At 67.4% G+C, this 22,864-nt stretch carries 21 protein-coding genes; 9 read left to right on the top strand and 12 right to left on the bottom strand.

The annotated features are described in order from the left end of the window. The 6 genes from imuA to ACQ5BL_RS25950 form a co-directional block, all read right to left on the bottom strand. Positions 1-615, bottom strand: a complete 615-nt coding sequence (gene imuA, locus ACQ5BL_RS25975) for a translesion DNA synthesis-associated protein ImuA (RefSeq protein WP_243808284.1) — start codon at positions 613-615, stop codon at positions 1-3. Between the two features lie 796 nt (positions 616-1,411). Then, positions 1,412-3,727: an ATP-dependent DNA helicase gene (locus ACQ5BL_RS25970; protein ID WP_243808283.1), complete on the bottom strand. Its 2,316-nt coding sequence runs from the start codon at positions 3,725-3,727 to the stop codon at positions 1,412-1,414. After that, complete coding sequence (locus tag ACQ5BL_RS25965; protein ID WP_243808282.1) at positions 3,724-5,373, bottom strand: VRR-NUC domain-containing protein; 1,650 nt, start codon at positions 5,371-5,373, stop codon at positions 3,724-3,726. The genes ACQ5BL_RS25970 and ACQ5BL_RS25965 overlap by 4 nt, the downstream gene beginning before the upstream one ends. Positions 5,374-5,702: 329 nt before the next feature. Beyond that, on the bottom strand, positions 5,703-6,641 hold the full coding sequence (locus tag ACQ5BL_RS25960; RefSeq protein ID WP_243808281.1) for a class I SAM-dependent methyltransferase: 939 nt from the start codon (positions 6,639-6,641) through the stop codon (positions 5,703-5,705). Positions 6,642-6,692: 51 nt separating this feature from the next. Then, entirely contained in the window at positions 6,693-7,178 is a 486-nt protein-coding gene (locus ACQ5BL_RS25955) for an AAA family ATPase (protein ID WP_243808280.1), read from the bottom strand. Continuing rightward, on the bottom strand, positions 7,175-7,579 hold the full coding sequence (locus tag ACQ5BL_RS25950; protein WP_243808279.1) for a YybH family protein: 405 nt from the start codon (positions 7,577-7,579) through the stop codon (positions 7,175-7,177). The genes ACQ5BL_RS25955 and ACQ5BL_RS25950 overlap by 4 nt, the downstream gene beginning before the upstream one ends. Positions 7,580-7,852: 273 nt before the next feature. On the opposite strand from ACQ5BL_RS25950, the gene ACQ5BL_RS25945 reads away from it, so the two are divergent. Beyond that, on the top strand, positions 7,853-8,476 hold the full coding sequence (locus tag ACQ5BL_RS25945) for a DUF4157 domain-containing protein (protein WP_243808278.1): 624 nt from the start codon (positions 7,853-7,855) through the stop codon (positions 8,474-8,476). On the opposite strand, the gene ACQ5BL_RS25940 is transcribed toward ACQ5BL_RS25945, so the two are convergent. From ACQ5BL_RS25940 to ACQ5BL_RS25920, 5 genes are read right to left on the bottom strand one after another with little or no spacing between them, the layout of a single operon-like run. Next, complete coding sequence (locus ACQ5BL_RS25940) at positions 8,473-9,969, bottom strand: efflux transporter outer membrane subunit (protein ID WP_243808277.1); 1,497 nt, start codon at positions 9,967-9,969, stop codon at positions 8,473-8,475. The two genes, ACQ5BL_RS25945 and ACQ5BL_RS25940, sit on opposite strands and share 4 nt — an antisense overlap. Before the next feature lie 10 nt (positions 9,970-9,979). Continuing rightward, positions 9,980-11,083, bottom strand: coding sequence for an ABC transporter permease (locus ACQ5BL_RS25935; protein WP_243808276.1), 1,104 nt, complete (start codon positions 11,081-11,083; stop codon positions 9,980-9,982). A 6-nt stretch (positions 11,084-11,089) separates the two neighbouring features. Further along, positions 11,090-12,217: an ABC transporter permease gene (locus ACQ5BL_RS25930; protein WP_243808275.1), complete on the bottom strand. Its 1,128-nt coding sequence runs from the start codon at positions 12,215-12,217 to the stop codon at positions 11,090-11,092. Continuing rightward, positions 12,214-14,001, bottom strand: coding sequence for an ATP-binding cassette domain-containing protein (locus ACQ5BL_RS25925; RefSeq protein WP_243808274.1), 1,788 nt, complete (start codon positions 13,999-14,001; stop codon positions 12,214-12,216). Before ACQ5BL_RS25925 ends, ACQ5BL_RS25930 begins: the two co-directional genes overlap by 4 nt. Continuing rightward, complete coding sequence (locus ACQ5BL_RS25920; protein WP_243808273.1) at positions 14,001-15,002, bottom strand: HlyD family efflux transporter periplasmic adaptor subunit; 1,002 nt, start codon at positions 15,000-15,002, stop codon at positions 14,001-14,003. The genes ACQ5BL_RS25925 and ACQ5BL_RS25920 overlap by 1 nt, the downstream gene beginning before the upstream one ends. 296 nt (positions 15,003-15,298) lie before the next feature. Between ACQ5BL_RS25920 and ACQ5BL_RS25915 the strand changes: the two genes are divergently transcribed. Further along, positions 15,299-15,535, top strand: a complete 237-nt coding sequence (locus ACQ5BL_RS25915; RefSeq protein WP_243808272.1) for a hypothetical protein — start codon at positions 15,299-15,301, stop codon at positions 15,533-15,535. A 161-nt stretch (positions 15,536-15,696) separates the two neighbouring features. On the opposite strand, the gene ACQ5BL_RS25910 is transcribed toward ACQ5BL_RS25915, so the two are convergent. Continuing rightward, the gene (locus ACQ5BL_RS25910; protein WP_243808271.1) at positions 15,697-15,888 is read right to left on the bottom strand and encodes a hypothetical protein; all 192 of its coding nucleotides are present in this window, start codon (positions 15,886-15,888) and stop codon (positions 15,697-15,699) included. Positions 15,889-16,096: 208 nt separating this feature from the next. On the opposite strand from ACQ5BL_RS25910, the gene ACQ5BL_RS25905 reads away from it, so the two are divergent. From ACQ5BL_RS25905 to ACQ5BL_RS25875, 7 genes are all read left to right on the top strand, one after another. Next, on the top strand, positions 16,097-17,077 hold the full coding sequence (locus tag ACQ5BL_RS25905) for a quinone oxidoreductase family protein (RefSeq protein WP_243808270.1): 981 nt from the start codon (positions 16,097-16,099) through the stop codon (positions 17,075-17,077). Between the two features lie 11 nt (positions 17,078-17,088). Further along, positions 17,089-17,937: a TauD/TfdA dioxygenase family protein gene (locus ACQ5BL_RS25900; RefSeq protein WP_243808269.1), complete on the top strand. Its 849-nt coding sequence runs from the start codon at positions 17,089-17,091 to the stop codon at positions 17,935-17,937. A gap of 45 nt (positions 17,938-17,982) precedes the next feature. Then, complete coding sequence (locus ACQ5BL_RS25895; RefSeq protein ID WP_243808268.1) at positions 17,983-19,035, top strand: 3-keto-5-aminohexanoate cleavage protein; 1,053 nt, start codon at positions 17,983-17,985, stop codon at positions 19,033-19,035. A gap of 90 nt (positions 19,036-19,125) precedes the next feature. Then, positions 19,126-20,415: an MFS transporter gene (locus tag ACQ5BL_RS25890; protein WP_243808267.1), complete on the top strand. Its 1,290-nt coding sequence runs from the start codon at positions 19,126-19,128 to the stop codon at positions 20,413-20,415. After that, positions 20,412-21,074 carry a DsbA family protein gene (locus ACQ5BL_RS25885; RefSeq protein WP_207886249.1) on the top strand — a complete coding sequence of 221 codons (663 nt, stop codon included), beginning with the start codon at positions 20,412-20,414 and terminating at the stop codon, positions 21,072-21,074. The genes ACQ5BL_RS25890 and ACQ5BL_RS25885 overlap by 4 nt, the downstream gene beginning before the upstream one ends. Next, entirely contained in the window at positions 21,071-21,406 is a 336-nt protein-coding gene (locus ACQ5BL_RS25880) for a Rieske (2Fe-2S) protein (protein WP_243808266.1), read from the top strand. Before ACQ5BL_RS25885 ends, ACQ5BL_RS25880 begins: the two co-directional genes overlap by 4 nt. Next, complete coding sequence (locus ACQ5BL_RS25875) at positions 21,403-22,413, top strand: YeiH family protein (protein ID WP_207886251.1); 1,011 nt, start codon at positions 21,403-21,405, stop codon at positions 22,411-22,413. Before ACQ5BL_RS25880 ends, ACQ5BL_RS25875 begins: the two co-directional genes overlap by 4 nt. Positions 22,414-22,864: the final 451 nt, after the last annotated feature.

Below are 22,864 nucleotides of genomic sequence, written 5' to 3'. Positions count from 1 at the left end.
TCAATGCCAGGGCAGCGGGATGGACCGCGTCGGCGCCAGGCCTCCACGGCACTTGAGCACGCGCAGCTGCGCCGGGTTGGCGTCCAGCGCCAGGCGCAGTGCGGCGGGCGACGGGTTGAGCGCTTCGCGCTGCGAGCGGTAGGCGATGGCCAGGGTCTGCCCGGTTTCGGCGGCCACCTGCAGGCGGCGCAGGGCGCGGTCGTCGGCCTGCTGTGGCCAGCACAGCACGGCGCCGCAACTGCCCGAGCGCAGGCACTGCTCGGCGGCCCAGAGCGCATCGCGGCCGCTGGCCTGGACGATGGTGAGCTGGTCCAGTATGACGCCGGCGGCCTGCCAGGCGGCCGGGTAGGGGATGTGGGGCGGTGCGACCAGCACGATGCGTTCGCCCGCCGCGCTGAGCCGCGCGAGGGTCGGCCAGACCAGTTGCAGCTCGCCGGTGCCTTCGGTAGCCAGGAGGATTTCGCTGAGCGCCGCTTCCGGCCAGCCGCCGCTGGGCAGGGCGGCGTCCAGCGCGGCATGGCCAGTGGGTTGCAGGCTGGGCGGCAGACCCTGGGGCTGACCCTTCCAGACCTGGCGCTGGTTAAACAGGGTGTCGAGCGCGACTACGCTGCCCATCACGCGCTCCTGGTCGGCGAGCGGAGACGGTCATGCGTCCGACGGGCGAGTTGGGGGATGGGATGGCGGGGCATGGGGTGGCTCGAATATGACTGTATGGATATACAGTTTATCCGGTGGGATGGGGCCGTCAATGGTGGTTGGTCTGACGGACGTTGGGGCTCACTGTAGGAGCGGGCCATGCCCGCGATCAGCCGGCAGGCGGCGTTTCAGGCGAGGTTCGCGAGCAAGCTCGCTCCTACAATTTGGCGGGGGCCTCGGTATTTCCGGGTGGGATCGAAATACGCCGCGATGGATGTCGCGGGCATGGCCCGCTCCTACGGGAGCAACCGCCATGCCCTCGCTCTTGATCTTTGCTCTTGCCCTTGGGACTTCCAGGGAAACATCCGTACGCGCCGAATGCCCCTTTCAGGAGGCCTCGTTGAATTGGAGTTTCAGGGGTTGAGCGGCATGGATGCCGCGAGAGCCGCGATGGGCCAGGGATGGCCCTTCGCGGCGGGCCCCTGAAACTGCGATTCGACGAGGGTATTTTTCGCCCCCATGCGAAAAACCGGATGGAGGGGCAAGACCTTTTGGTTCCTTTTGTGAGGGCGGCTATCCGACGTTTGACAAAAGGGGCTCGCCCGAGGGGGCGAAACAAAAAGTCCCAGCACACGCCGAAGCGGCGCATACACACCCAACCCGAAGCAAAAGCATCGCGGACAAAGTCCGCTCCTACCTAGCCGGAAATGCCGGCGCCGTAGCAGCTCCCCATGGGCGCTATCACGGGCATGCCCCGATCAGACCGTGCAAAGGGCTACAGCAGCAGATACCCCTGCGGCGCCTTGAACCGCGGCGGGTCGGCGATGAACTTCAACCGCTCCGGCTTCCACCACCCCGGCAGCAACTTCCGCACCGCCGGCTGGTTGAAGCGGTCATCCAGCAGGTAGATCACCCCCGAATCCGTCGTCGTGCGGATCACCCGGCCGGCCGCCTGGACGACCTTCTGCAAGCCGGGGAACAGGTAGGTGTAGTCGTAGCCGTCGCCGAACATCCCCTGCATGCGCTGCTTGATCTCCTCGTTGACCTCGTTCACCTGCGGCAGGCCCAGCGTGGCGATGAAGGCGCCGATCAGCCGGTCGCCCGGCAGGTCGATGCCCTCGCCGAAGGCGCCGCCGAGCACGGCGAAGCCGATGCCGCGTGATTGGGTGGTGAAGCGGTCGAGAAAGGCCTGGCGCTCCAGTTCGTTCATGCTGCGCGACTGCACCCAACAGGGAATATCCGGGTGCTCGGCGGTGAAGCGCTCCAGCGCCTGCTGCAGGTAGGCGTAGCTGCTGAAGAAGGCCAGGTAGTTGCCGGGGCGCGCGCGGAACTGCCGGGCCATCAGGGTGCTGATCGGCGTGAGGCTGGCCTCGCGGTGCTGGTAGCGGGTGGACAGGTTGCTCAGCGCGTGGACTTCCAGCTGCTCGGCGTGGAAGGGCGACTCCACCTCACGCCAGCCGGTGTCTTCGGGCAGGCCGAGCAGGTCGGCGTAGTAGTGCGCCGGGGTCAGGGTGGCGGAGAACAGTGTGGTGCTGTGCGCCGCCTTGAAGCGCTCGGCGAGGAAGGGCGCCGGCACCACGTTGCGCAGGCATAGGGTCGAGAGCACGCGCCGCGCGCTGACGTCGTGGCGGGTGATGTCGAACAGCGAGTGCGGCCCGTAGGACTCGGCCAGACGGCAGAACAGCATGGCGTCGAGGTAGAAGCGCAGCAGCTCGGCCTCGTTGCCGGTGGGCTGGTCGGTGAGGTGGTCGGTGATGGCGCTGACGGCCTTCTGCAGCGCGGCGATGAACAGGTCGGGAATGGTCGGGTAGATCTGGTACTCCGCGTCCTGGTCCTGGTGCAGCTGGTTCCAGTGCCGGCCGACGCGCTCCAGCGCGCTCTTCAGCTTGGCCGGGGCGACCTTGCGCAGGGCGTTGAACTCGCCCTGGTCCAGCTCGGCGCTGTACATGCCACGGCCGCGCTCGATGAGGTTGTGCGCCTCGTCCACCAGCAGGGTGACCTTCCAGTCGTTGAGCACGGTAAGGCCGTAGAGCAGGGCGGTCATGTCGAAGTAGTAGTTGTAGTCGCCCACCACCACGTCGGACCAGCGGCACAGCTCCTGGCTCAGGTAGTAGGGGCAGACCTGGTGCTCCAGCGCCACCTGGCGCACCGTTTCCTGGTTCAGCCAGCACTGTTTGAGCGCGGCCTCGCGGGCGGCGGGCAGGCGGTCGTAGAAGCCCTTGGCCAGCGGGCAGGATTCGCCGTGGCAGGCTTTGTCCGGGTGTTCGCAGGCCTTGTCGCGGGCGACGTGCTCCAGCACCCGCAGCGGCTGGGCGGCCTCCTGCTGGCGCAGGGTCGCCAGGGCGTCCAGGGCCAGGCGCCGGCCGGGGGTCTTGGCGGTGAGGAAGAACAATCGGTCCAGTTGCTGGCCGGGGAAGGCCTTGAGCTGCGGGAACAGCGTACCGAGGGTCTTGCCGATGCCGGTGGTGGCCTGCGCCATCAGCGTCTGGCCGTCGCGGGCGGCGCGGTACACCGACTCGGCAAGCATGCGCTGGCCCTGGCGGAAGTCGGCATAGGGGAAGCGCAGCGCTTCCAGTCCCTGGTCGCGTTCGACGCGGTGGGCGCTCTCCTGCTCGGCCCACTGCACGAAGCGCTGGCATTGCAGCTCGAAGAAGGCGCGCAGTTCGTCAGCGGCGAAGCGCTCGCGGAACTCGGTTTCCTTCTGGGTGATGACGTTGAAGTAGACGACGGCGAGATCGATGGCGTCGATCTCCAGCGTCTGGCACAGCAGCCAGCCATACACCTTCACCTGCGCCCAGTGCAGCAGCCGATGGTTCTGCGGGATGCGCGCGACGTCGCCGCGGTGGGTCTTGATCTCTTCCAGCAGGTTTTCGTTCGGGTCGTAGCCGTCGGCGCGGCCGCTGACCACCAGGCCCGGATATTCGCCGCGCAAAGGCAATTCGGCGATGTAGCCAAGGCCGCGGCGGGAGACCACCGTGGCGTGCCCGGCCATGCCTTCCTGGGCGGTGGGGGCGGGGGTGAAGCGCAGGTCGAGGTCACCTTCCTTGGCGGTGAATTCGCACAGCGCGCGCACGGCGATGGCGTAGCTCATTCGGCTTCGTCCGCCTCGCCCTGCCAGCGCACATAGCAGACCTCCACCGGCATGCCGTGCTCGGCGCAGAAGGCCAGCCAGCGCTTCTGGTTGTCCTGCAGGCGGTCGCCGGGGCCTTTCACCTCGATCATTCGGTAGCGCGCCTCTCCGGGCCAGAACTGGATCAGGTCGGGCATGCCGGCGCGGTTGGCCTTCGGGTCGGCCAGCAGGCGCTCGAACCACAGCTTCAGGTGCGCCGCCGGCAGGCAGTGCAGGGCCTGTTCCAGCAGGTTCTCATCGAGCAGTTCCCAATGCACGAAGGGCGAGAGGATGCCGGACTTGGCGGCCCAGGTTTCGCGGATCGCCGTCCGGTACGCGTCGCTGTCCAGCAACGCCAGGCGTGCGGCAAAGGCTTCGGCACGGCGACTGACGAAGTCGCTGCGGTAGAGGTCGCTGGGCCCGGCCTGGAAGGGGTGGAAGAAGGCGCCGGGCAGCGGCGCGAAGATCACCTCCCAGCAGAGCAGGCCGAACAGGCTGCAGACCAGCGCGTTTTCAACGTAGTGCACCGGCGCTTCGTCCTGGTGAAGCACGGCCTGCACGGCGAATTCGACGTTGACGTCCGGGCGCGGCAGTTCCAGATCGATGCGCAGCGGCGGCACGGCCTTGGCGGTTTTCTCTTTCGGCAGGCCGAGCTGGCGGACCAGCCGGGTCAGCGCGCGCTCCACCAACTGCAGCTCGCCGTCGCTTTCCGGCGCTGCCAGCGCGGCTTGCACCAGAGCGTGGGCTTCCTCGAAGCGTTGCAGGCGTTCCAGCACGCGGATCTGCCGCTGCCGCGAACCTCCGGCGGCGGTGCGCTGGTACAGCGCCAGCGCGGCGTCCAGCTCGCCTTCGCGCTCCAGCTGGTAGGCCATGCGGTACAGCAGGCGACCGTGGCGGGTCTGTAAATAAGGGTTGTCGCTATGGAAGTCGCCCAGTTCGGCCAGCAGGTCAGCGATGGGCTCACCGCTTTCGAAGCGCACCGCACCGTTCCACAGGTGGATGTAGGCCTGCAGGTCGTCGCGACTGCGGAAGGCTCGGGAATCGGCAGTGAAGGGGACGTTTTCGTAACGGAAGATGCCGAGGTCGGCGAGGACGAATTCGGACCAGTCCTGCTGCAGGTTGCCGAAGAACAGCAGGCGCAGGCGGTCGCACAGCGGTGTCGCCATCAGGGTGTAGAGCGGGTCGAGGTTCGGGTACCAGCCGGCGAAGGGCTGCACCTGTTCGTGGTAGGCGTGCAGGTGCTCGTACAACTCGGCCTTCTTCAGCGCGCCGCGTGGCAGGTCATCGCGAAAGCGCGCGAGCAGTTCGTCCTTGAGCAGCAGCGGCAGCAGCTCTTCCAATGTCAGCGGGCAGGCGTCGTCCAGCCAGCCCAGCTCCAGCAGCGGCGCGGCGGCACTGGGGATGTCACCGATCTCCGCGTAGCTCAGCTTGCCGGCGCGAAAGTGCGGGCCCTTGCGCATCACCAGCCGCACCAGCAGCGCCCGCGACGGCAGCGGCAGCGCGCGGAAATCGGCGATGAACCGGGCTTCCTCGGCGTCGAGCAGGTCGGCGTAGCGTTCGTCGATCCAGTCGAGGGCGCGGTGGAAGTTGGTCAGGTAGTAAAGGCTGGGGTCGAGCGGCGCGGACATCGGCAGGCACTGGTTTTACATACAGTGGCAAGGATGGCGTGATGGGGGCCTGGCCGCAAGGGTTAGTGCGGCCTTTCATCGGGAGATTGCCTACATAGCAGCGGGCTGCTCTTCGTAGGAGCGAGCTTGCTCGCGAACCGCATTGCACCGAATGGCCCGGCGTGAAGCGGGGTTCGCGAGCAAGCTCGCTCCTACAGGGGCATAGTGCCGGCGATGGGGCGGCGGATAACGCCGTAGGCGTTATGCGCCCTACGGGGCCTCGAACTGGTGCGCCCATTCGTAGGGCGAATAACCGTTCACGGTTATCCGCCGTTTTGGCGTCAGGCGGATCAATCCAGCCGGAACACCAGCGCCTTGAGCCCGCTGTCTTCCTCGATATCGGCAAACTCCGGCGGGTTTTCCAGGCGCTCGACGAAGCGCAGCTGCGGCGCCTCGGCGGCCATACCCTGGAGGAGGAAGTCCACGCCCACGGCCGGGTCGTTCACGCAGGCCAGCACGGTACCGGCGCCGTCCAGCAGCTCCGGCAGGCGGCGCAGGACGCGGGCGTAGTCCTTGTCGAGGACGAAGCTGCCTTTCTGGAAGCTCGGCGGGTCGATGATGATCAGGTCGTACGGGCCGGATTTCTTCACCTTACCCCAGGACTTGAACAGGTCGTGGTCGAGGAAGCTTACCTTCGACAGGTCGTGGCCGTTCAGGCGGTGGTTGTCGCGGCCACGGCTGAGCGCGGCGCGGGCCATGTCGAGGTTGACCACCTTCTGCGCGCCGCCGGCCATCGCCGCCACGGAGAAGCCGCAGGTGTAGGCGAACAGGTTGAGCACGCGCAGCCCGGCGGAGTGGGCCTGCACCCACTGGCGGCCGTAGCGCATGTCGAGGAACAGGCCGTTGTTCTGCTTGCGCCCCAGGTCCAACTGGTAGCGCAGTCCGTGTTCGCTGATCTGCCAGCCGTCGAAGGCCTCGCCGTGGAGCACTTCCATGGTGCTTTCCAGGGTGTAGCGGTGCTGCAGCATCAGGCTGCGGGCGCCGGTGGTGCGCCAGATATCGCCTTGCGCCAGTTCCACCAGCATCGCCCGCAGCGCGCTCAGCTCGTCTTCGGCCGGCTCGCGGAACAGCGACACCAGCAGCACGCCTTCCAGCCAGTCGGCGGTGACCTGCTCCAACCCCGGCCAGCGGCGGCCGCGGCCATGGAACAGGCGGCGGGTTTCCGCGGGGGCGGGGTTCAGGGCGCTGAGCAGTTGCTCGCGAAGGGTGGCGATGGCTTCGGTGTTCATCTTTCTGGTCTTTCTGAGTTCAGGCGATTGGGGCCAATCGGGGCGGCGATTCTACGCGCCATGGCGCTGCACCTGCAGCTTTTCCTCCGGACGCGGGGCGACGAAGTAGCGGTTGAGCGCTTCGTAGCCGGCCGGGTCCAGCGGCGCGGCCAGGGGCGCCAGGGCATGGCGCGCCAGCAGTCGGCTGCGGCAGGTGGCCGGGTCGACGTCGAGGAAATGCAGGCAGTGCGCGGCGCCGGCCTGCTGCGCCAGGTCGATCAGCCAGCGGCGGTCGGCCAGGGTGTTGGCGGGGATATCCAGCACCACGCTGGTGCCGGCGCGCAGCAGGCCGACCACGTGCGGGCCCATGACCTTGCGCACCCGGCGGGCGTAGAGCTGGTAGTCGTCCGGATTGCTGATGCCCCAGGGGAACAGCTCGGCCAGCCATTGTTCCTCGGCCAGCATCACGGTGCCCGGCGCCTCGGCCAGTTCGCGGGCGAGGCAGGATTTGCCCGACGCGGCCTTGCCGCACAACAAGTGCAGTGTGCCGGTACTCATGTCGAGGCCTCCAGCAGGTCGGTGCCATAGGAGTTGTCCACGGCGCAGCGCCAGGCGCCGTCGGCCTCGCGGCGGAACACGTAGGTGGCGCGGCGGCTCAGCTTGCCGTGGCTGGTGTTGAGCAGGGTCTGCGCGACCACCAGGGCGGTGTCGCCGGTTTCGAGGATTTCCAGGCTGCCCTGGCGTACCCGCAGCTTGTGCCCGAAGTGCTCGGCGATAGCGACGAAGGCACGGCGGATCTGCTCCTTGCCGCGCGCCAGCAGGCCGGGCTTGACCACCAGCACGGCATCGTCGGTGTAGAACGCCAGCAGCGCGTCGAAATCCTCGCGGCCGATGGCTTCGTCGGCGGCCTGGATGAGCGCGTGCAGAGGGTGCTGTTGTGGGTGGCTTGCCGGGTCCATCGGTCTCTCCTTGTCTGGGAGCCTCGGACGGCGGGCATTAAAAAACCCGCCGGGAGGCGGGTTTGGTTGTTCGCGGAATGCGCTAACCCACCATCGGAGCGATGGTGGTAATAATCTGCTGGAAGGTGCGGTTGGCGGCATTCATGGAGCCAGAAGCTAGCAGAAGTTTCGTCCGTCGCGCCAGCACTCTTTTTTTGCTGGCGTCATGGCATGATCGCGCCGCGCCGTGGTCCAACGGCCAAGTCTTTCTCCTCGCTGTAGCGGAGCACCCCCATGCCATCCCCCCATCCAACCCGCATCCTGCGCGCGCTGGCGCTGCTCGCCGGGTTGGTCATGTCCGCCGAAACGCCCGCCGTCAGCTGCCCCACGGGGCAGCGCCAGGTCTGCCTGGACACCTGCGTCTGCCTGCCGGACCTGGGCGCTGTGCTCGGTCCGGTGATCGCCGATACCCGCAAGATGGCGGGGCAGGCGCTGGGCGTGTGGCTGCAGCAGTCCCGCGACCAGGCGGAGCAGGGCGGCACCCAGCCGATCCCGCTGGAAATCCGCGCGCAGCTTCAAGCCTATTTCCCGGATGAAGTGCTGATGGCGGCGCGCTATTCCACCGGCGCGCTGGACGAGCTGAACGCCGCCCAGACCATGATGCAGAACCCCGACACCGAGGCCGTCACCCTGGTGGACGTGATCGTCTTCCGCCGCGAGGAAGACGCGCAGAACGACGTTGCCCTCTGGGCCCACGAGCTGTGGCACGTCAAGCAGTTCCAGGAGTGGGGCGTGCAGGGCTTCGCCAGCCGCTACAGCGAGGATTACGAAGCCGTGGAAACGCCGGCCTACGCCATGCAGCGGCGGGTAGCCAAGGACCTGCGCGACAGCCAGCAGACGGCCGCCGTACAGCACTAGCGGCTGGCGGAGGCTCCAGCAGCCTCTGGCGCAGGCGTCCCTCCACCGAGCGCCTTGCACAGGGCGATCAGGCTCAGGCGCAACTGGGTATCGCTGTCCACCAGGTCGCGGCGCGATTGCAGGTAGGCGCGCTGGGCGTCCAGTTCCACCAGGAAGTCGGTCATCCCGCCGGCGTAACGCGCCTTGGCCATGCCGTAGGCGATGTCGGCGCTGCGCTGCTTGTCCTGCAACTGGCGGTTGCGCTGGCGTTCTGCGCCGTACTGGCTGAGGCTGTCGTCGACTTCCTGCCAGGCCTTGAGCACGGTCTGCTGGTAGGCCACGGCGGCTTCCTGCTGCTCCAGTTTGCGCAGGTTGATGCTGGAGCGTCGCCGGCCATTGTCGAAGATCGGCACGCTGAGGCTCGGGCCCACGCTCCAGGTACGGCTGCCCCAGTCGCCGAGGTGGCCGCCCTCGGTGGATTCGAAGCCGAAACGCGCGCCCAGGCGGATGGCCGGGTAGAGATCGGCCACCGCCACGCCGATATTGGCCGTGGCGGCATGCAGCTGGGCTTCGGCGGCGCGGATGTCCGGGCGCCGGCGGGCGAGTTCCGAGGGCAGACCGAGGCTGAGGTCCGGTGTTTGCGGTTCGGCTGCGGCAACGGGTTTGAGTTCGTCGCGCAGGCTGCCGGGCTCGGCGCCGATCAGCACGCCGATCTGGTTGATCGCCGCGCTTTCGCTGGCCAGCAGCTGCGGCAGGCGCGAGCGCAGGTCGGCGAGCTGGCCGCGCTGGCGTTCGACGTCGAAATCGTCCACCAGCCCGCCATCGGCGCGGGCCTGGATCAGTTGCAGCGACTCCTCGGTGGCGGCCAGGTCCTGGCGGGTCACGGCGATCTGCTGTTGCACACCGCGCAGCTCGAAGTAGGCGCGGGACAGTTCCGCCGCGACGCCCAGGCGCACTTCGTCGAGCATCGCCGCCTGCGCCGCCACGCCGGCGTCGGCGGACTCGATGGAGCGGCGGATGCGGCCCCACAGGTCCGGTTCCCAGGAGGCGTCGAAGCCGGCCTGGTAGAGGGTGAAGGGTTCGGCGAGGACCTTGCTGATCTGCTCGCTGTTCGCGCCCGGGGCGATGCGCTGGATCATCAGCGCGTTGGCGCCGTTCTCGCTCATGCGCTGGCGGTTGACCGCCGCCGAGGCGTTGACGTCCACGCCGCGCTGGGACGCCACCATCTGCCGCTGCATGCGGCTCTGGGCGAAGCGCAGCACGGCGGTGTTGAGGTCCGGGCTGGCCTTGTCCGCGCGGCGCTGCAGGTTGTTCAGCACCGGGTCGTTGAACAGCGTCCACCAGTCCTCGGCGAGCCGGGTGGTGCCGGCGCCGGGCTGCAGCGCTGCCTCGCCGGAATGGGCCGCCTGCCAGCTGGCCGGGCTCTTGGTCTGCGGCGCTTCATAGTCGGGGCCGACGGCGCAGCCGCCGAGCAGGATCAGGCAGCAGGCGAGGGGAGTGAGGGAATGCTTCATAGGGTTTCTCTCACGTCAGCCGGTGGCGGAACAGCCACGAGGCGAGCGGCAGGGTAACGGCGGCCACCACCAGCATGGGGACCAGGTTGAGCGACACGCTGGCGAGGCTGGCACCTTCCAGGTAGATGCGCTGGATCAGGTCGATGCCGAAGCGCAGCGGGTTGGCGTAGGTGACCACCTGCAGGAATTCCGGCATGTTGCGCACCGGCGTGGCGAGGCCGGAGAGCAGCGTCAGCGGCATGATCAGCACGAAGGTGTAGAGCATCGCCTGCTGCATGTTCAGCGAGATGGCGGAAATCGACATGCCCAGACCGACGCAGGCGACGGTGAATACCGCCAGCCCGCCGTAGAGGTCGAGCAGCGAACCGGCCATGGGGATGCGGAACCAGAACAGCGCCATCAGCAGCACCAGGCTGGCCTGCGCCAGGCCGATCAGGGTTGGCGGGATGGCCTTGCCGAGCATGATTTCCAGCGGCGTGTAGGGCGTTACCAGGAGCTGATCGAAAGTGCCCTGTTCGCGCTCGCGGGCCACCGAGAGGGCGGTGAGCATCAGCGTCTGCATCATGCTCAGGGTGGCGATCAGCGCCGGGATCAGCGGCCAGCGGGTTTCCAGGTTGGGGTTGTACCAGGCGCGGCTGACCACGCTCAAAGGCGGTGCCGCCAGGCCCCGGCTGCGGTTGAAATCGATGACGATGTTGGCCACGCCCGCTGCCGCGGAGCCGGCGGTGTTGGAGTTGCGCCCGTCGAGGATGACCTGGATCGGCGCCGGATCGTTCTGCGCCAGGCGGGTCTGGAAGTCGGACGGGATGTGGACCACCAGCAGCGCTTTCTGCTCGTCGATCACCGTCTGGATTTCCTCGACCCGCGTGAGGGTCGCCACCCGGTGGAAGATGCCGCTGCCGTCCAATCGCGAGACCAGCTCGCGGGAGGCCTCGCCGTGGCTGAGGTCGAGCAGGGCATAGGGGGCGTCGTTGAGGTCGAAGGTCACGGCGTAGCCGAACAGCACGCTCTGCATCAGCACCGGCACCACCAGCACGATGCGGTTGGCCGGGTCCTTGAGGATCACCAGCAGTTCCTTGCGCCAGAGGTTGAGAATGCGCCAGAAGAATTCCATCACGTTCTAGTCCAGTCGCTTGCGCGTCGCCAACCGCGCCAGGCCCAGCAGGACCACGGCGTAGGCGGCGAGAATCGCGCAGTCCTTGAGGATCATCGGCCAGAAGTTGCCGGCCAGGAACAGGGATTTCACCAGTTCCATGAAGTAGGTCGCCGGCAGCAGGTCGCCGACCACGCGGATGGCGGTGGGCACGTTGCGCAGGTCGAAGATGAAGCCCGAGAGCATCATCGCCGGCAGGAAGCTAGCGAGCAGGGCGATCTGGCTGGCGAGGAACTGGTTCTTGGTCATCGCCGAGATCAGCAGGCCGATGCCCAGGGCCACCAGCATGTAGAGCATGGAGGCCACCACCAGCACGACGAAGGAGCCATACAGCGGCACGTCGAACAGCAGGCGCGCGGCGAGCAGGCAGAGGGCGAGGCCGATCATGCCGATGCCGAAGCAGGGGATGATCTTCGCCAGGAGGATTTCCACCGGCCGCACCGGGGTGACGAACAGCGCCTCCAGGGTGCCGCGCTCCCATTCGCGGGCCATCACCAGGGCGGTGAGAAAGGCGCCGACCAGGGTCATGATCAGCACGATCAGCCCCGGCACCAGATACCAGGTGCTGGTGTTGGCGGCGTTGAACCACATGCGCTGGACGATGGTGACGGCGCCGCCCTGACTCTGGGCACCGGCGCTGCGGTCGGCCTGCTTCTCGCCCCAGCCGGCCAGGGCGCTGCCGACATAAGTGGCGACGCTGGCGGCGCGGGTGGCGTCCGAGCCCTGCACCAGCACCTGGATCTGCGCGTTGCCTTCATTCAGGCGGCGGGTGAAGTCGGAGGGGAGCTGCACCAGCGCGTCCACCTCGCGGGCCTTCATCAGCGCCTCGCCCTCGGCGAGGGAGCGTACCGGGTGCGGCACCAGATAATCCGTGCGGCTGATGCTGGCGGCCACGTCGCGGGCAATCGGCGAGGGATCGTCGAGGACGATGGCGATGACCGCGCGCTTCACGTCTAGCGACAGGCCGTAGCCGAAGATCAGGATCAGTGCGATGGGCAGGCCGATGCCGATCAGCAGGTTGCTGCGGTCGCGCACCAGCTGCCGCACTTCCTTGCGGGTCAGCGAAGCGAGGCGCCGCCAGAAGCCGCCGCTCATGCCGCGCCCGCCCTGGCCTGTTCGCGGTTGCTTTCCACGATTTCAATAAAGGCCTGTTCCATGTTGAGCGTGCTGCCCTGGCCGCCGGCCTGCTCGCGCACTTCCTGCGGGGTGCCCATGGCCAGCAGCTTGCCGGCGTCCTGGATGACGATGCGGTCGCAGTACTCGGCTTCTTCCATGAAGTGGGTGGTGATGATGATGGTGGTGCCGGAGGCGGCCAGCGCCGTGATGCGCTGCCAGAAGCCACGGCGGGCCAGCGGATCGGCGCCGCTGGTGGGTTCGTCGAGAAAGAGGATTTCCGGCTCGTGGAGCAGGCCGACCGCCATCGCCAGGCGTTGCTTGAAGCCGCCGGGTAACTGGCCGCTGGGGGCGTCTTCCTGGCCGGCGAGGTCGAACTGCCGCGATACCGCGTCCATCCGCTGGCTCAGGCGCTTGCCGCCCAGGCCGTAGGCGCCGCCGAAGAAGCGCAGGTTCTCGGCCACCGAGAGGTTGCCGTAGAGGGAGAACTTCTGCGACACGTAGCCGACCTTGCGTCGCGCCTGGGCCCGCGCATGGCGCAGGTTGACCCCGGCTACCTGGAGGGTGCCGCTGGTGGCGGGCAGCAGCCCGCAGAGCATGCGGAAGGTGGTGGTCTTGCCGGCGCCGTTGGGGCCGAGCAGGCCGAAGATCTCTCCCCGGCGCACGCTGAAGCTGGTGCTGGCCACGGCGGTGAAGTCGCCGAACTTGCGCACCAGGTCCTTCACTTCGATCACCGCCTCGTCGCCGTCTTCGTGGCGTTGAGTGCCGGCTTTCAGCGATTCCATGTCCACCGCTTCGGCGTCGCTGCGGGCGCGCAGCAGGAACATGAAGCCATCTTCCAGCCTTGCCTCCACCGGGCGGACCGGCGCGCCGTCTAGCAGCTTGTCCAGCACCCCCTGGTCCGCGTCCGGTTGGCGGATGAAGCGCACTTCACCCGATTGCGGCACGGCGTCGACGATGTTGTGGTGGTCTTCCAGCAGCCGTGCCTGAAGCGTACGCGCCGGCTCGCCCTGTGGCGGCGTGGCGATGAAGCAGAGGTTGTCGGCGTGCTGGCGGATCGATGCCGGGTCGCCCTTGGCCATCAGCTGGCCCTGGTGCAGCAGGAAAACTTCGGCGCAGCGCTCGGCTTCGTCCATGTAGGAGGTGGAGACCAGCACGCTGAGCTGCTCCTGCTCGATCAACTGCTGGATGATCTCCCAGAGTTCGCGGCGCGACAGCGGGTCGACGCCCACCGTGGGCTCATCGAGCAGCAGTAGGTCCGGCGAACGCACCAGCGTGCAGGCCAGGCCGAGCTTCTGCTTCATGCCGCCGGAGAGCTTGCCCGCCGGACGATCGGTGAAGCGCGCCAGGTCGGTCATCTCCAGCAGGCGCTTGTAGCGCTCAACACGCTGTGGGTGCGGAACCCCGTGCAGGTCGGCATAGAGGTCGAGGTTCTCCTGCACGCTCAGGTCTTCATAGAGGCCGAAGCGCTGCGGCATGTAGCTGATGCGGTCCTGCACCTGCTGCGGGTGGGCGTGGACGTCCAGGTCCAGCGCCGTCAGGCGGCCGGCGTCGGCCTGCAGGAGCCCGGCGACCAGGCGCAGGAAGGTGGTCTTGCCGGCGCCGTCCGGACCGACCAGCGCGGTGAGCTGGCCGCGCGGGATGTCCAGGCTGATGTTCTTGAGTGCCTGTACCGTCTTGCCCGACTCTTTCACCAGGAAGTGCTTGGCCAGACCCTCGGCGCGGATTACCGGACCTTCGTTGAGGCTTTTCTGAACAGGCGCCATCAGCGCGGCTCGTCGGCGAAGCGCACCGTGGCCGGCATGCCCAGGCGCAGGCGGTTGTCCGGGTCGGCCACCAGCACGCGCACCTCGTAGACGAGGCTGGTGCGCAGCTCCTCGGTCTGCACCGATTTCGGGGTGAACTCGGCCACCGAGGAGATGAAGCCGATGTGGCCGTCGATGGCCTGGTCCGGGTGGCTGTCGGTGAATACCTGGGCTTTCATGCCCGGCTTGATCCGTCCCAGGTTGATTTCGCTGACGTAGGCGCGAATCCATTTCGGGTCGGTCAGCGCCAGGGAGTACACCGGGCGCTGCGGCGAGGCCATGTCGCCGGGCTCCAGCAGGCGCGAGCGCACGGTGGCGTTCTGCGGCGCCTTGAGGTCGGCTTCGTCGAGGTTGTGCTGGAGCAGGGCGAGGTCGGCGCGGGCGGCGGCGAGCTGGGCTTCGGCCTGGGCGATGTCTTCCGCGCGCGGGCCGATCTGCGCCAGGCGCAGGGATTTCTGGCGGTCTTCCAGCTGGGCCTGGGCGACTTTCTGCTGCGAGGTGGCGCTGTCGATGTCCTGCTGGCTCACGGCGCGGCCGCCAGGACTGTTGGCGCGGATGTTCTGCAGGCGGCGCAACTGGGTGTTGGCGAGGTCGAGCTGGGCGCGGGCGGCCTGGTCCTGGGCCTTCGCGCGGTCGATGTCCTCGGGGCGCGAGCCGTTCTTCAGGCGCAGCAGGTTCTGCTCCTGCGCGGCGATCTGCGCCCGGGCCTTGTCGATCTGCAGGCGCAGGGCGCGGGTGTCGAGGCTGGCCAGCACATCGCCGGCCCTCACCAGGTCGCCTTCATCGACGTTCATTTTGGCGATGCGCTCGCTGCCGATGAAGGCCAGCGAAACCTGGCGGATATCGACGTTGCCGTAGAGCACCAGTCCCCTTTCTTCGTGTTCTCGAGACTGCAGGTACCACCACAGCCCGCCCCCCAGCAAAGCCACCAGCAAGACGACGAGCAACAGCCTATTGCGCATTACGGCCCTCCATGTTCCGCGACAACGAGGTGAAAGCAGCAGCACGAGCAGTGCAGGGAGTAAGAGTTTCTTGTGCATCTAATTTGGCGCTCGTACCGCCAGACGAAGGATAGACAGGGATTTCGGAGGGCGCAGACTTGCGCGCCCGCAAGGCTAACGCAGAGGGGCTGGGGAGAACGGCGGAACGGCGTCACGTTCGGCGCTCCTGGGCCGTTGGCTTGCGCATTCGTCGGCCCGGTGATCCGCCGCCGTGGCGGCTGTTAACGTGAGGGAAGGTTCCCTGGAGGAGCGCTGTCATGAACGACGATATGGAGAAGCTTCAGTCCCTCAAGCAGTTCCCCTGGTACCGCCGCGTGCAGCTGATGCAGTGGTTCGGCCTGGTGATGTTCGTGCTGGCCATCGGCCTCGCCGCGCTGACGGATTTCATGGTGCGTCAGGAGGGCATCGTGACCGTCATTTTCTTCGTGGTGCTCGGGCTGCTGGCGATGGTGGCGGCGCGCCTGATCCTCGGTGCCCATCTGCGGCACCCGTAGGGCGTGGCATGGCTCTTCGTAGGAGCGAGCTTGCTCACGCCCAGCTCAACCCCGCTGTGGCCGGGTAATCCTCGCTCGCGACTCCGTCCAGCGCCGACCTTGCCGGCGAATCGCGGAGAAGCTCGCTCCTACGAGAGCAGCGCTGCGCTCTTCCTGTGCGATCAACGCCGGGGAATAGCCTGAACCTGCTGCGGGGCAATCCCCTGGTAGCCGATATTGATCTCGTCGGACATCTGCGGCTTCGGCGGCGGGGCCACGTTGTGCTCGCTGGGCTGCCCCTGGCCGCTGCAGGACGAGCCGCCCAGGGCGAAGGCCAGTACGCCCGCCAGCAGCACGGCGATGAATCTACGCATGTCTGCATCCTCCCATTGGCTGTCCCACCCACCAGTGAACGCGCCTTGGCGCCAGTGACTGCGCGCGCCTGACGAACGGCTCCACCCCTCTGTCACGAAATGAAAAGCCCCTGTCGTTCGATGTGAAGCGTCTGTCCGGCCCCCTCCCTAGAGTCCGATCCATGGGCATCCGCCCTTTAAAAAAACAAGACAGACTGGAGAATCCGGCATGGCCAAAGCCGTTCGTTTCTATGAAACCGGGGGTCCCGAAGTTCTGCGTTACGAGGACGTGGAGGTCGGCGATCCCGGCCCGGGGCAGGTTCGCCTGCGCCACGTTGCCGTAGGGCTGAACTACGCGGACACCTACTTCCGTAATGGCACCTACGCGGTGCCCCTGCCCAGCGGCATGGGCGTGGAGGCTGCCGGGGTGGTGGTGGCGGTGGGCGAGGGCGTGAACAACGTCGTGCCGGGTGACCGTGTCACCTATACCGGCTTCATCAATACCCTGGGCGCTTACAGCACCGAGCGCCTGGTGCCCGCCGCACCCCTGATCCGCCTGCCCGAAAGCATCGCCTTCGAGACCGCTGCCGCCATGACCATGCGCGGCCTGACCTCGGCCTACCTGATGCGCCGCATCCACGACTTCAAGCGCGGTGACAGCATCCTGCTGCACGCCGCCGCCGGTGGCGTGGGCCTGATCGTCTCGCAGTGGGCGCGTCTGCTCGGCCTGCGGGTGATCGGCACCGTGTCCAGCGAAGCCAAGGCCCAGGTCGCACTGGCCCACGGCTGCTCGGATGTCATCGACTACAGCCGCGAAGACGTCGCCACCCGCGTCCGCGAGCTGACCGATGGCCGCGGCGTCGATGTGGTGTTCGACAGCGTCGGCAAGGACACCTTCATGTCCTCCCTGGACTCGCTCAAGCGCCGTGGCCTGATGGTCTGCGTCGGCACCGCGTCCGGGCCGATCCCGCCGTTCGACCCGGTCCTGCTGGCGATGAAGGGCTCGATCTTCCTCACCCGCCCGGCGCTGGCCGACTACATCGCCGACCCGGCGGAGAAGGCCGCGCTGCTGGATGAACTGTTCACCCACGTCGGCAATGGCGACATCCGCATCGAGATCAACCAGCACTACGCGCTGGAAGATGCCGTGCAGGCCCACCGCGACCTCGAGTCGCGCAAGACCACCGGTTCGTCGATCTTCGTCATCTGAGGTGACTCGTCATGCACGTGGAGCAACTGACTTGCAGCATCGGCGCTGAAGTTTCCGGCGTGAACCTGGGCGATGCCGCCCGTGACGATGCACTGTTCGACGAAATGCGCAGCCTGCTGCTCAAGCACAAGGTGCTGTTCCTGCGCGATCAGGACATCAGCCGCGCGGACCACGTGGCCTTCGCTCGCCGTTTCGGCGAGCTGGAGGACCACCCGGTGGCTGGCAGCGACCCTGAGCATCCGGGCCTGGTACGTATCTACAAGACCCCGGACCTGCCCAACGACCGCTACGAGAACGCCTGGCACACCGATGCCACCTGGCGCGAGAGCCCGCCCATGGGCTGCGTGCTGCGCTGCGTGGAGTGCCCGCCGGTGGGTGGCGACACCATGTGGGCCAACATGGCCCTGGCCTACGAGAACCTGCCCGCCGAGATCAAGACCAAGATCGCCGAGCTGCGCGCCCGCCACAGCATCGAGGCGAGCTTCGGCGCGGCCATGCCGATCGAGAAGCGCCTGGCGCTCAAGGCGATGTACCCGGACGCCGAGCACCCGGTGGTGCGTACCCATCCGGAGACCGGTGAGAAGGTGCTGTTCGTCAACGCCTTCACCACCCACTTCACCAACTACCACACCGCGCAGAACGTGCGCTTCGGCCAGGACGCCAACCCCGGCGCGATGGACCTGCTGCGCTATCTGGTGAGCCAGGTCTACATCCCCGAGTACCAGGTGCGCTGGCGTTGGAAGAAGAACAGCGTGGCGATCTGGGACAACCGCAGTACCCAGCATTACGCGGTGATGGATTACCCGCCCTGCGTGCGCCGCATGGAACGGGCCGGAATCATGGGCGACAAGCCGTTCTGACCCTCGGAAAAAAGAGCTCTACAAGAACAATTTACGGAGACTGACATGCAATTTTTCGACGATTCCCTGCACCCGGAAAACCAGGAGAAGGTAGTCATCACCGTGGCCCCCTACGGCCCGGAATGGATGCCCGAGGATTTCCCGGAAGACATCCCGGTAACCATGGACGAACAGGTCCAGAAGGCCGTTGACTGCTACGAAGCGGGCGCCACCGTGCTGCACCTGCACGTACGTGAGCTGGACGGCAAGGGCTCCAAGCGCCTGTCCAAGTTCAATGAGCTGATCGCCGGTGTACGTGAAGCCGTACCGGACATGATCATCCAGGTCGGCGGCTCGATTTCCTTCGCCCCGGAAAGCGACGGCGAAGCGGCCAAGTGGCTGTCCGACGACACCCGCCACATGCTGGCCGAGCTGACGCCCAAGCCCGACCAGGTGACGGTGGCGATCAACACCACCCAGATGAACATCATGGAGCTGCTCTATCCGGAGTACCTGAAGGGCACCTCCCTGGAAAACCCGCTCTACCAGGCGGCCTACAGCGAAATGACCGTGCCGGCCGGCCCGGCCTGGGTCGAGGAGCACTTGAAGCGCCTGCAGGCGGCCAACATCCAGCCGCATTTCCAGCTGACCGGCATGCATGCCCTGGAAACCCTGGAGCGCTTGGTGCGCAAGGGTGTCTACCGTGGCCCGCTGAACCTGACCTGGATCGGCATCGGTGGCGGCTTCGACGGCCCCAACCCGTTCAACTTCATGAACTTCGTGCACCGCGCACCGGACGGCGCCACCGTCACCGCCGAATCGCTGCTCAAGAACGTGCTGCCGTTCAACATGATGGCCATGGCCATGGGCCTGCACCCGCGCTGCGGCATCGAGGACACCATCATCGGCCAGCACGGTCAGCGCATGACCTCGGTGGAGCAGATCCAGCAGTGCGTCCGCGTTGCCCACGAGCTGGGCCGCGAAGTCGCCAGCGGCCAGGAAGCCCGCGCCATCTACAAGATCGGCGTGCAGTACGACAGCATCGAGGAAACCCTGCGTATGAACGGCATGGCGCCCAACCGCCAGCCGGGCCAGAAGTCCGTCCCGCTTCGCGCGTGACAGGCTCCGGCGCGGGTTCTGCCAGTAACCCGCGCCGGCTTTCCTACAAGAACAACAAGAACCCGATTACTCGCCTGGAGAGGTAGCGTCATGGCCATCCACTCCGTCGCCCTGGGCGACATTTCCGCCACCACCCCCAGCGTGCCGCGCCGCTATGCCTGGGTGGTCTTCGCCCTGACCTTCGGCCTGCTGATTTCCGATTACATGTCGCGCCAGGTGCTCAACGCGGTCTTCCCGCTGATCAAGAGCGAATGGGCCCTGAGCGACGCCAAGCTCGGCCTGCTCAGCGGCATCGTCGCCGTCATGGTCGGCCTGTTGACCTTCCCGCTTTCGCTGCTCGCCGACCGCTGGGGCCGGGTGCGCAGCCTGTCGCTGATGGCCATGCTCTGGAGCCTCGCGACCCTGGGCTGCGCCGTGGCGCAGACCTTCCCGCAGATGTTCGCCGCACGCTTCTTCGTCGGCGTTGGCGAGGCGGCCTACGGCAGCGTCGGCATCGCCGTGGTGATCTCGGTATTCCCGGCGCACCTGCGCGCTACCCTGACCGGCGCCTTCATGGCCGGCGGCATGTTCGGCTCGGTGCTGGGCATGGGCCTGGGCGGCGTGCTGGCCGCCCACATGGGTTGGCGCTGGGCCTTTGCCGGCATGGCGCTGTTCGGCCTGCTGCTGGCGCTGCTCTATCCGCTGGTGGTGAGCGAGAAGCGCATCGCCCCGGTGGCCGCCGCCGAGGCGCCGCGCCGGGCTGGCGGGCGTTCGCTGCGCAGCCTGTTCGGCAGCCGTTCGGTGATCGCCGCCTACCTGGGCAGCGGCCTGCAGCTGTTCGTCGCCGCCGCCGTGATGGTGTGGATTCCCAGCTACCTGAACCGCTACTACCACCTGGACACCGACAAGGCCGGGCTGATCTCGGCGGTGATCGTGCTGGTGGGCGGCAGCGGCATGGTGCTCTGCGGCATCCTCTGTGACCGCCTGGGCCGCTCCAATCCTCCGCGCAAGATCGCCCTAGCCATCGGCTTCTGCCTGACCAGCTGCGTGCTGCTCTCGGTGGCCTTCCACCTGCCGCCGGGCGCCACCCAGCTGAGCCTGCTGGCCCTGGGCATGCTGGTCGCCGCCGGCACCTCCGGGCCGTCCGGCGCCATGGTCGCCAACCTCACCGCGCCGGCCGTGCATGGCACCGCCTTCGCCACCCTGACCCTGGCCAACAACCTGCTGGGCCTGGCGCCCGGCCCGCTGCTCACCGGCGTGCTGGCCGACGCCGTGGGACTGGACCGCGCGTTCCAGATCGTCCCGCTGCTGAGCATCTTTGCCGCGCTGGTGTTCATCTACGCCCGGCGCCATTACCACAGCGATATCTGCCGCCTGCGCGGCGAGGAGGAGGGCGCATGATGCCGACGCTGAACCTGGACATGACCTTCGACTTCATCTGCCCCTGGTGTCTGATCGGCAAGCGCAACCTCGACAGCGCGCTGCGCATGCTGGCCCGGCAGCGTCCGGAACTGGACGTGCGGGTGAACTGGCTGGGCCTGCAGCTGCTGCCCCAGGTGCCGATGGACGGTGAACCCTTCGCCGCCTTCTACCAGCGCCGCCTGGGTGGCAAGCGGGCGGTGCGCGCGCGGCAGATGGAAGTGCGCGACGCTGCGCGCCAGGCAGGTGTGGAGATCGATTTCGAACTCATCCGCAGCATGCCGAATACCACTTACGCCCACCGTGTGTTCCAGCGCGCCGCGCAGCTGGGCAGCCAGTCGCAGCTGGAGCGCCTGCTGGAGCTGCTGTTCCGCGCGCACTTCCAGCTTGGCGAGGACATCGGCCAGCGCGACACCCTGCGCCGCCTTTTGCGCGCCTGCGATTACCTCCCCGAGGAGTTCGAAGAGGCCCTGGCCGACGGCGCGCGGGCGTTCATCGGCCGCCGCGTGGGGCTGGCGGACTCCAGCGTGCCGCTGTTCCTGCTCGACGGGCGCGCCTTTGCTCTCGGCGGGCAGAGCCCGGATCACCTGCTCGTGGCCTTGCTGCGGGCCTTCGATCGGCAGGAGGCGCTGTCGGCATGAGTGGCGCGTTGCACATTCCGAGTGAGCGACTGCCTGCACCGGGTGGCCGCAGCCTGTTCCATCACGACAAAGGCATCGTCCTGCTGTTCGACGTCGAAGGTTGCCTGTACGCCATTGATGACCGTTGCCCCCACGCCGGCGCCTCGCTGTTCAGCGGCCGCCTGGATGGCCGCTGGCTGCAGTGCCCGGCGCACGGGCTGAAATTCAACCTGGACACGGGTTGCCCGGCGGGCCTAAAGGGCTTCGGCGTGCGCCGCTACCCCATCGAGTGGCGCGCCGACGAGTGCTTCCTGCTGCTCGACGAGGGCATCGCCGAGGGGGCTTGCGCATGAGCACTGCCGTTATCTCCACACTCGGCAGCCGCAGCCGGACTCTGCTGCCGGGGCTGCTGGTCAGTGCCATGGTCGCGGCTGCTGCGACCTTCCTCTCCGAACACTACGGCGCGCCGGTGATGCTGTTCGCGCTGCTGTTGGGGCTGGCGCTGAACTTCCTCGCCACCGACAGTGTGTGCAAGGCCGGCATCGAGTTCACCGCCCGCGAGATCCTGCGCCTGGGCGTGGCCTTGCTGGGCATCCGCATCACCTTCGGGCAGATCGCCGAACTGGGCTGGCAGCCGGTGGTGATGGTCGTGGTGCTGGTGACGGTGACCATCCTGGTCTCCATCGCTGCCGCCCGCGCCATGGGCTTCAACTTCCTGTTCGGCCTGCTCACCGGTGGCGCCACGGCCATCTGCGGCGCCTCGGCGGCCCTGGCCCTGGCGGCGGCGCTGCCGGCCCACACGCAGAAGGAGAAGGCCACGCTGTTCACCGTGCTCGGTGTCTCGGCGCTCTCGACCCTGGCGATGATTCTCTACCCGATGATCGTCCACGCCCTGGGCCTGCCGCCGTTGCAGGCCGGCATCTTCCTCGGCGGCACCATCCACGACGTGGCCCAGGTGGTTGGCGCCGGCTACAGCATTTCGCCGGAAGTCGGCGACAGCGCCACGGTGGTCAAGCTGATGCGGGTGGCCATGCTGCTGCCGGTGATCCTTTGCGCGGCGATGATCACCCGCGCCCGGGGCGTCGAGCCGGGAGACAAGCGTCCGCCGCTGCTGCCATGGTTCGCCGTGGGCTTCGTGCTGCTGGCGGCCATCAACAGCACCGGCGTGCTGGCGCCGGTGGTGCAGCAGGCGGGCAGCAAGCTGTCGCAGTGGTGTCTGGTGATCGCCATCGCCGCGCTGGGCATGAAGACCCAGCTGCGTGCCCTGGCCACGGTGGGGATCAAGCCGATCCTGCTGATGGTGGGGGAGACGGTGTTCCTGGCGGTGCTGGTGTTGGGGATGTTGCGTCTGGCGGGTTGATCGGTCGGCGTTGATCGTTGCGCCCTATCGGCGCCAATCGCGGACAAAGTCCGCTCCTACGTAGGCGCGATGCGTTGGCATTCCCCTGTACGAGAGGAGCCATCCGCGATGGATTTCGCGGACAAGGGCTAGGCGCCCCCGTCGCTCCTACAGGAGCGCAGCTCCGCTCTGGCTCTGGCTTTAAAGACTTCCAGAGAAATCTCCGCGCACTCCGAGCGCCCCTTCAGGAGGCCGAGTGGAATCGGAGTTTCAGGGGTTGAGCGGCATGGATGCCGCGAGAGCCGCGATGGGCCAAGGATGGCCCTTCGCGGCGTGCCCCTGAAACTTCGATGGAGCGAGGGGAGTCCCGCGAAGCGGGACCCGGATGCAGGGGCAAGCGCTTTGGTTACTTTCTCGCGTTTGAGAAAGTGACTCGCCCGAGGGGGCGAAACAGAAGACATCCGAGCACGCC

This window comes from Pseudomonas sp. B1-22, assembly GCF_050474425.1.
Taxonomy (GTDB): Bacteria; Pseudomonadota; Gammaproteobacteria; order Pseudomonadales; family Pseudomonadaceae; genus Pseudomonas.
This window is presented reverse-complemented; position numbering and strand designations above follow the sequence as displayed.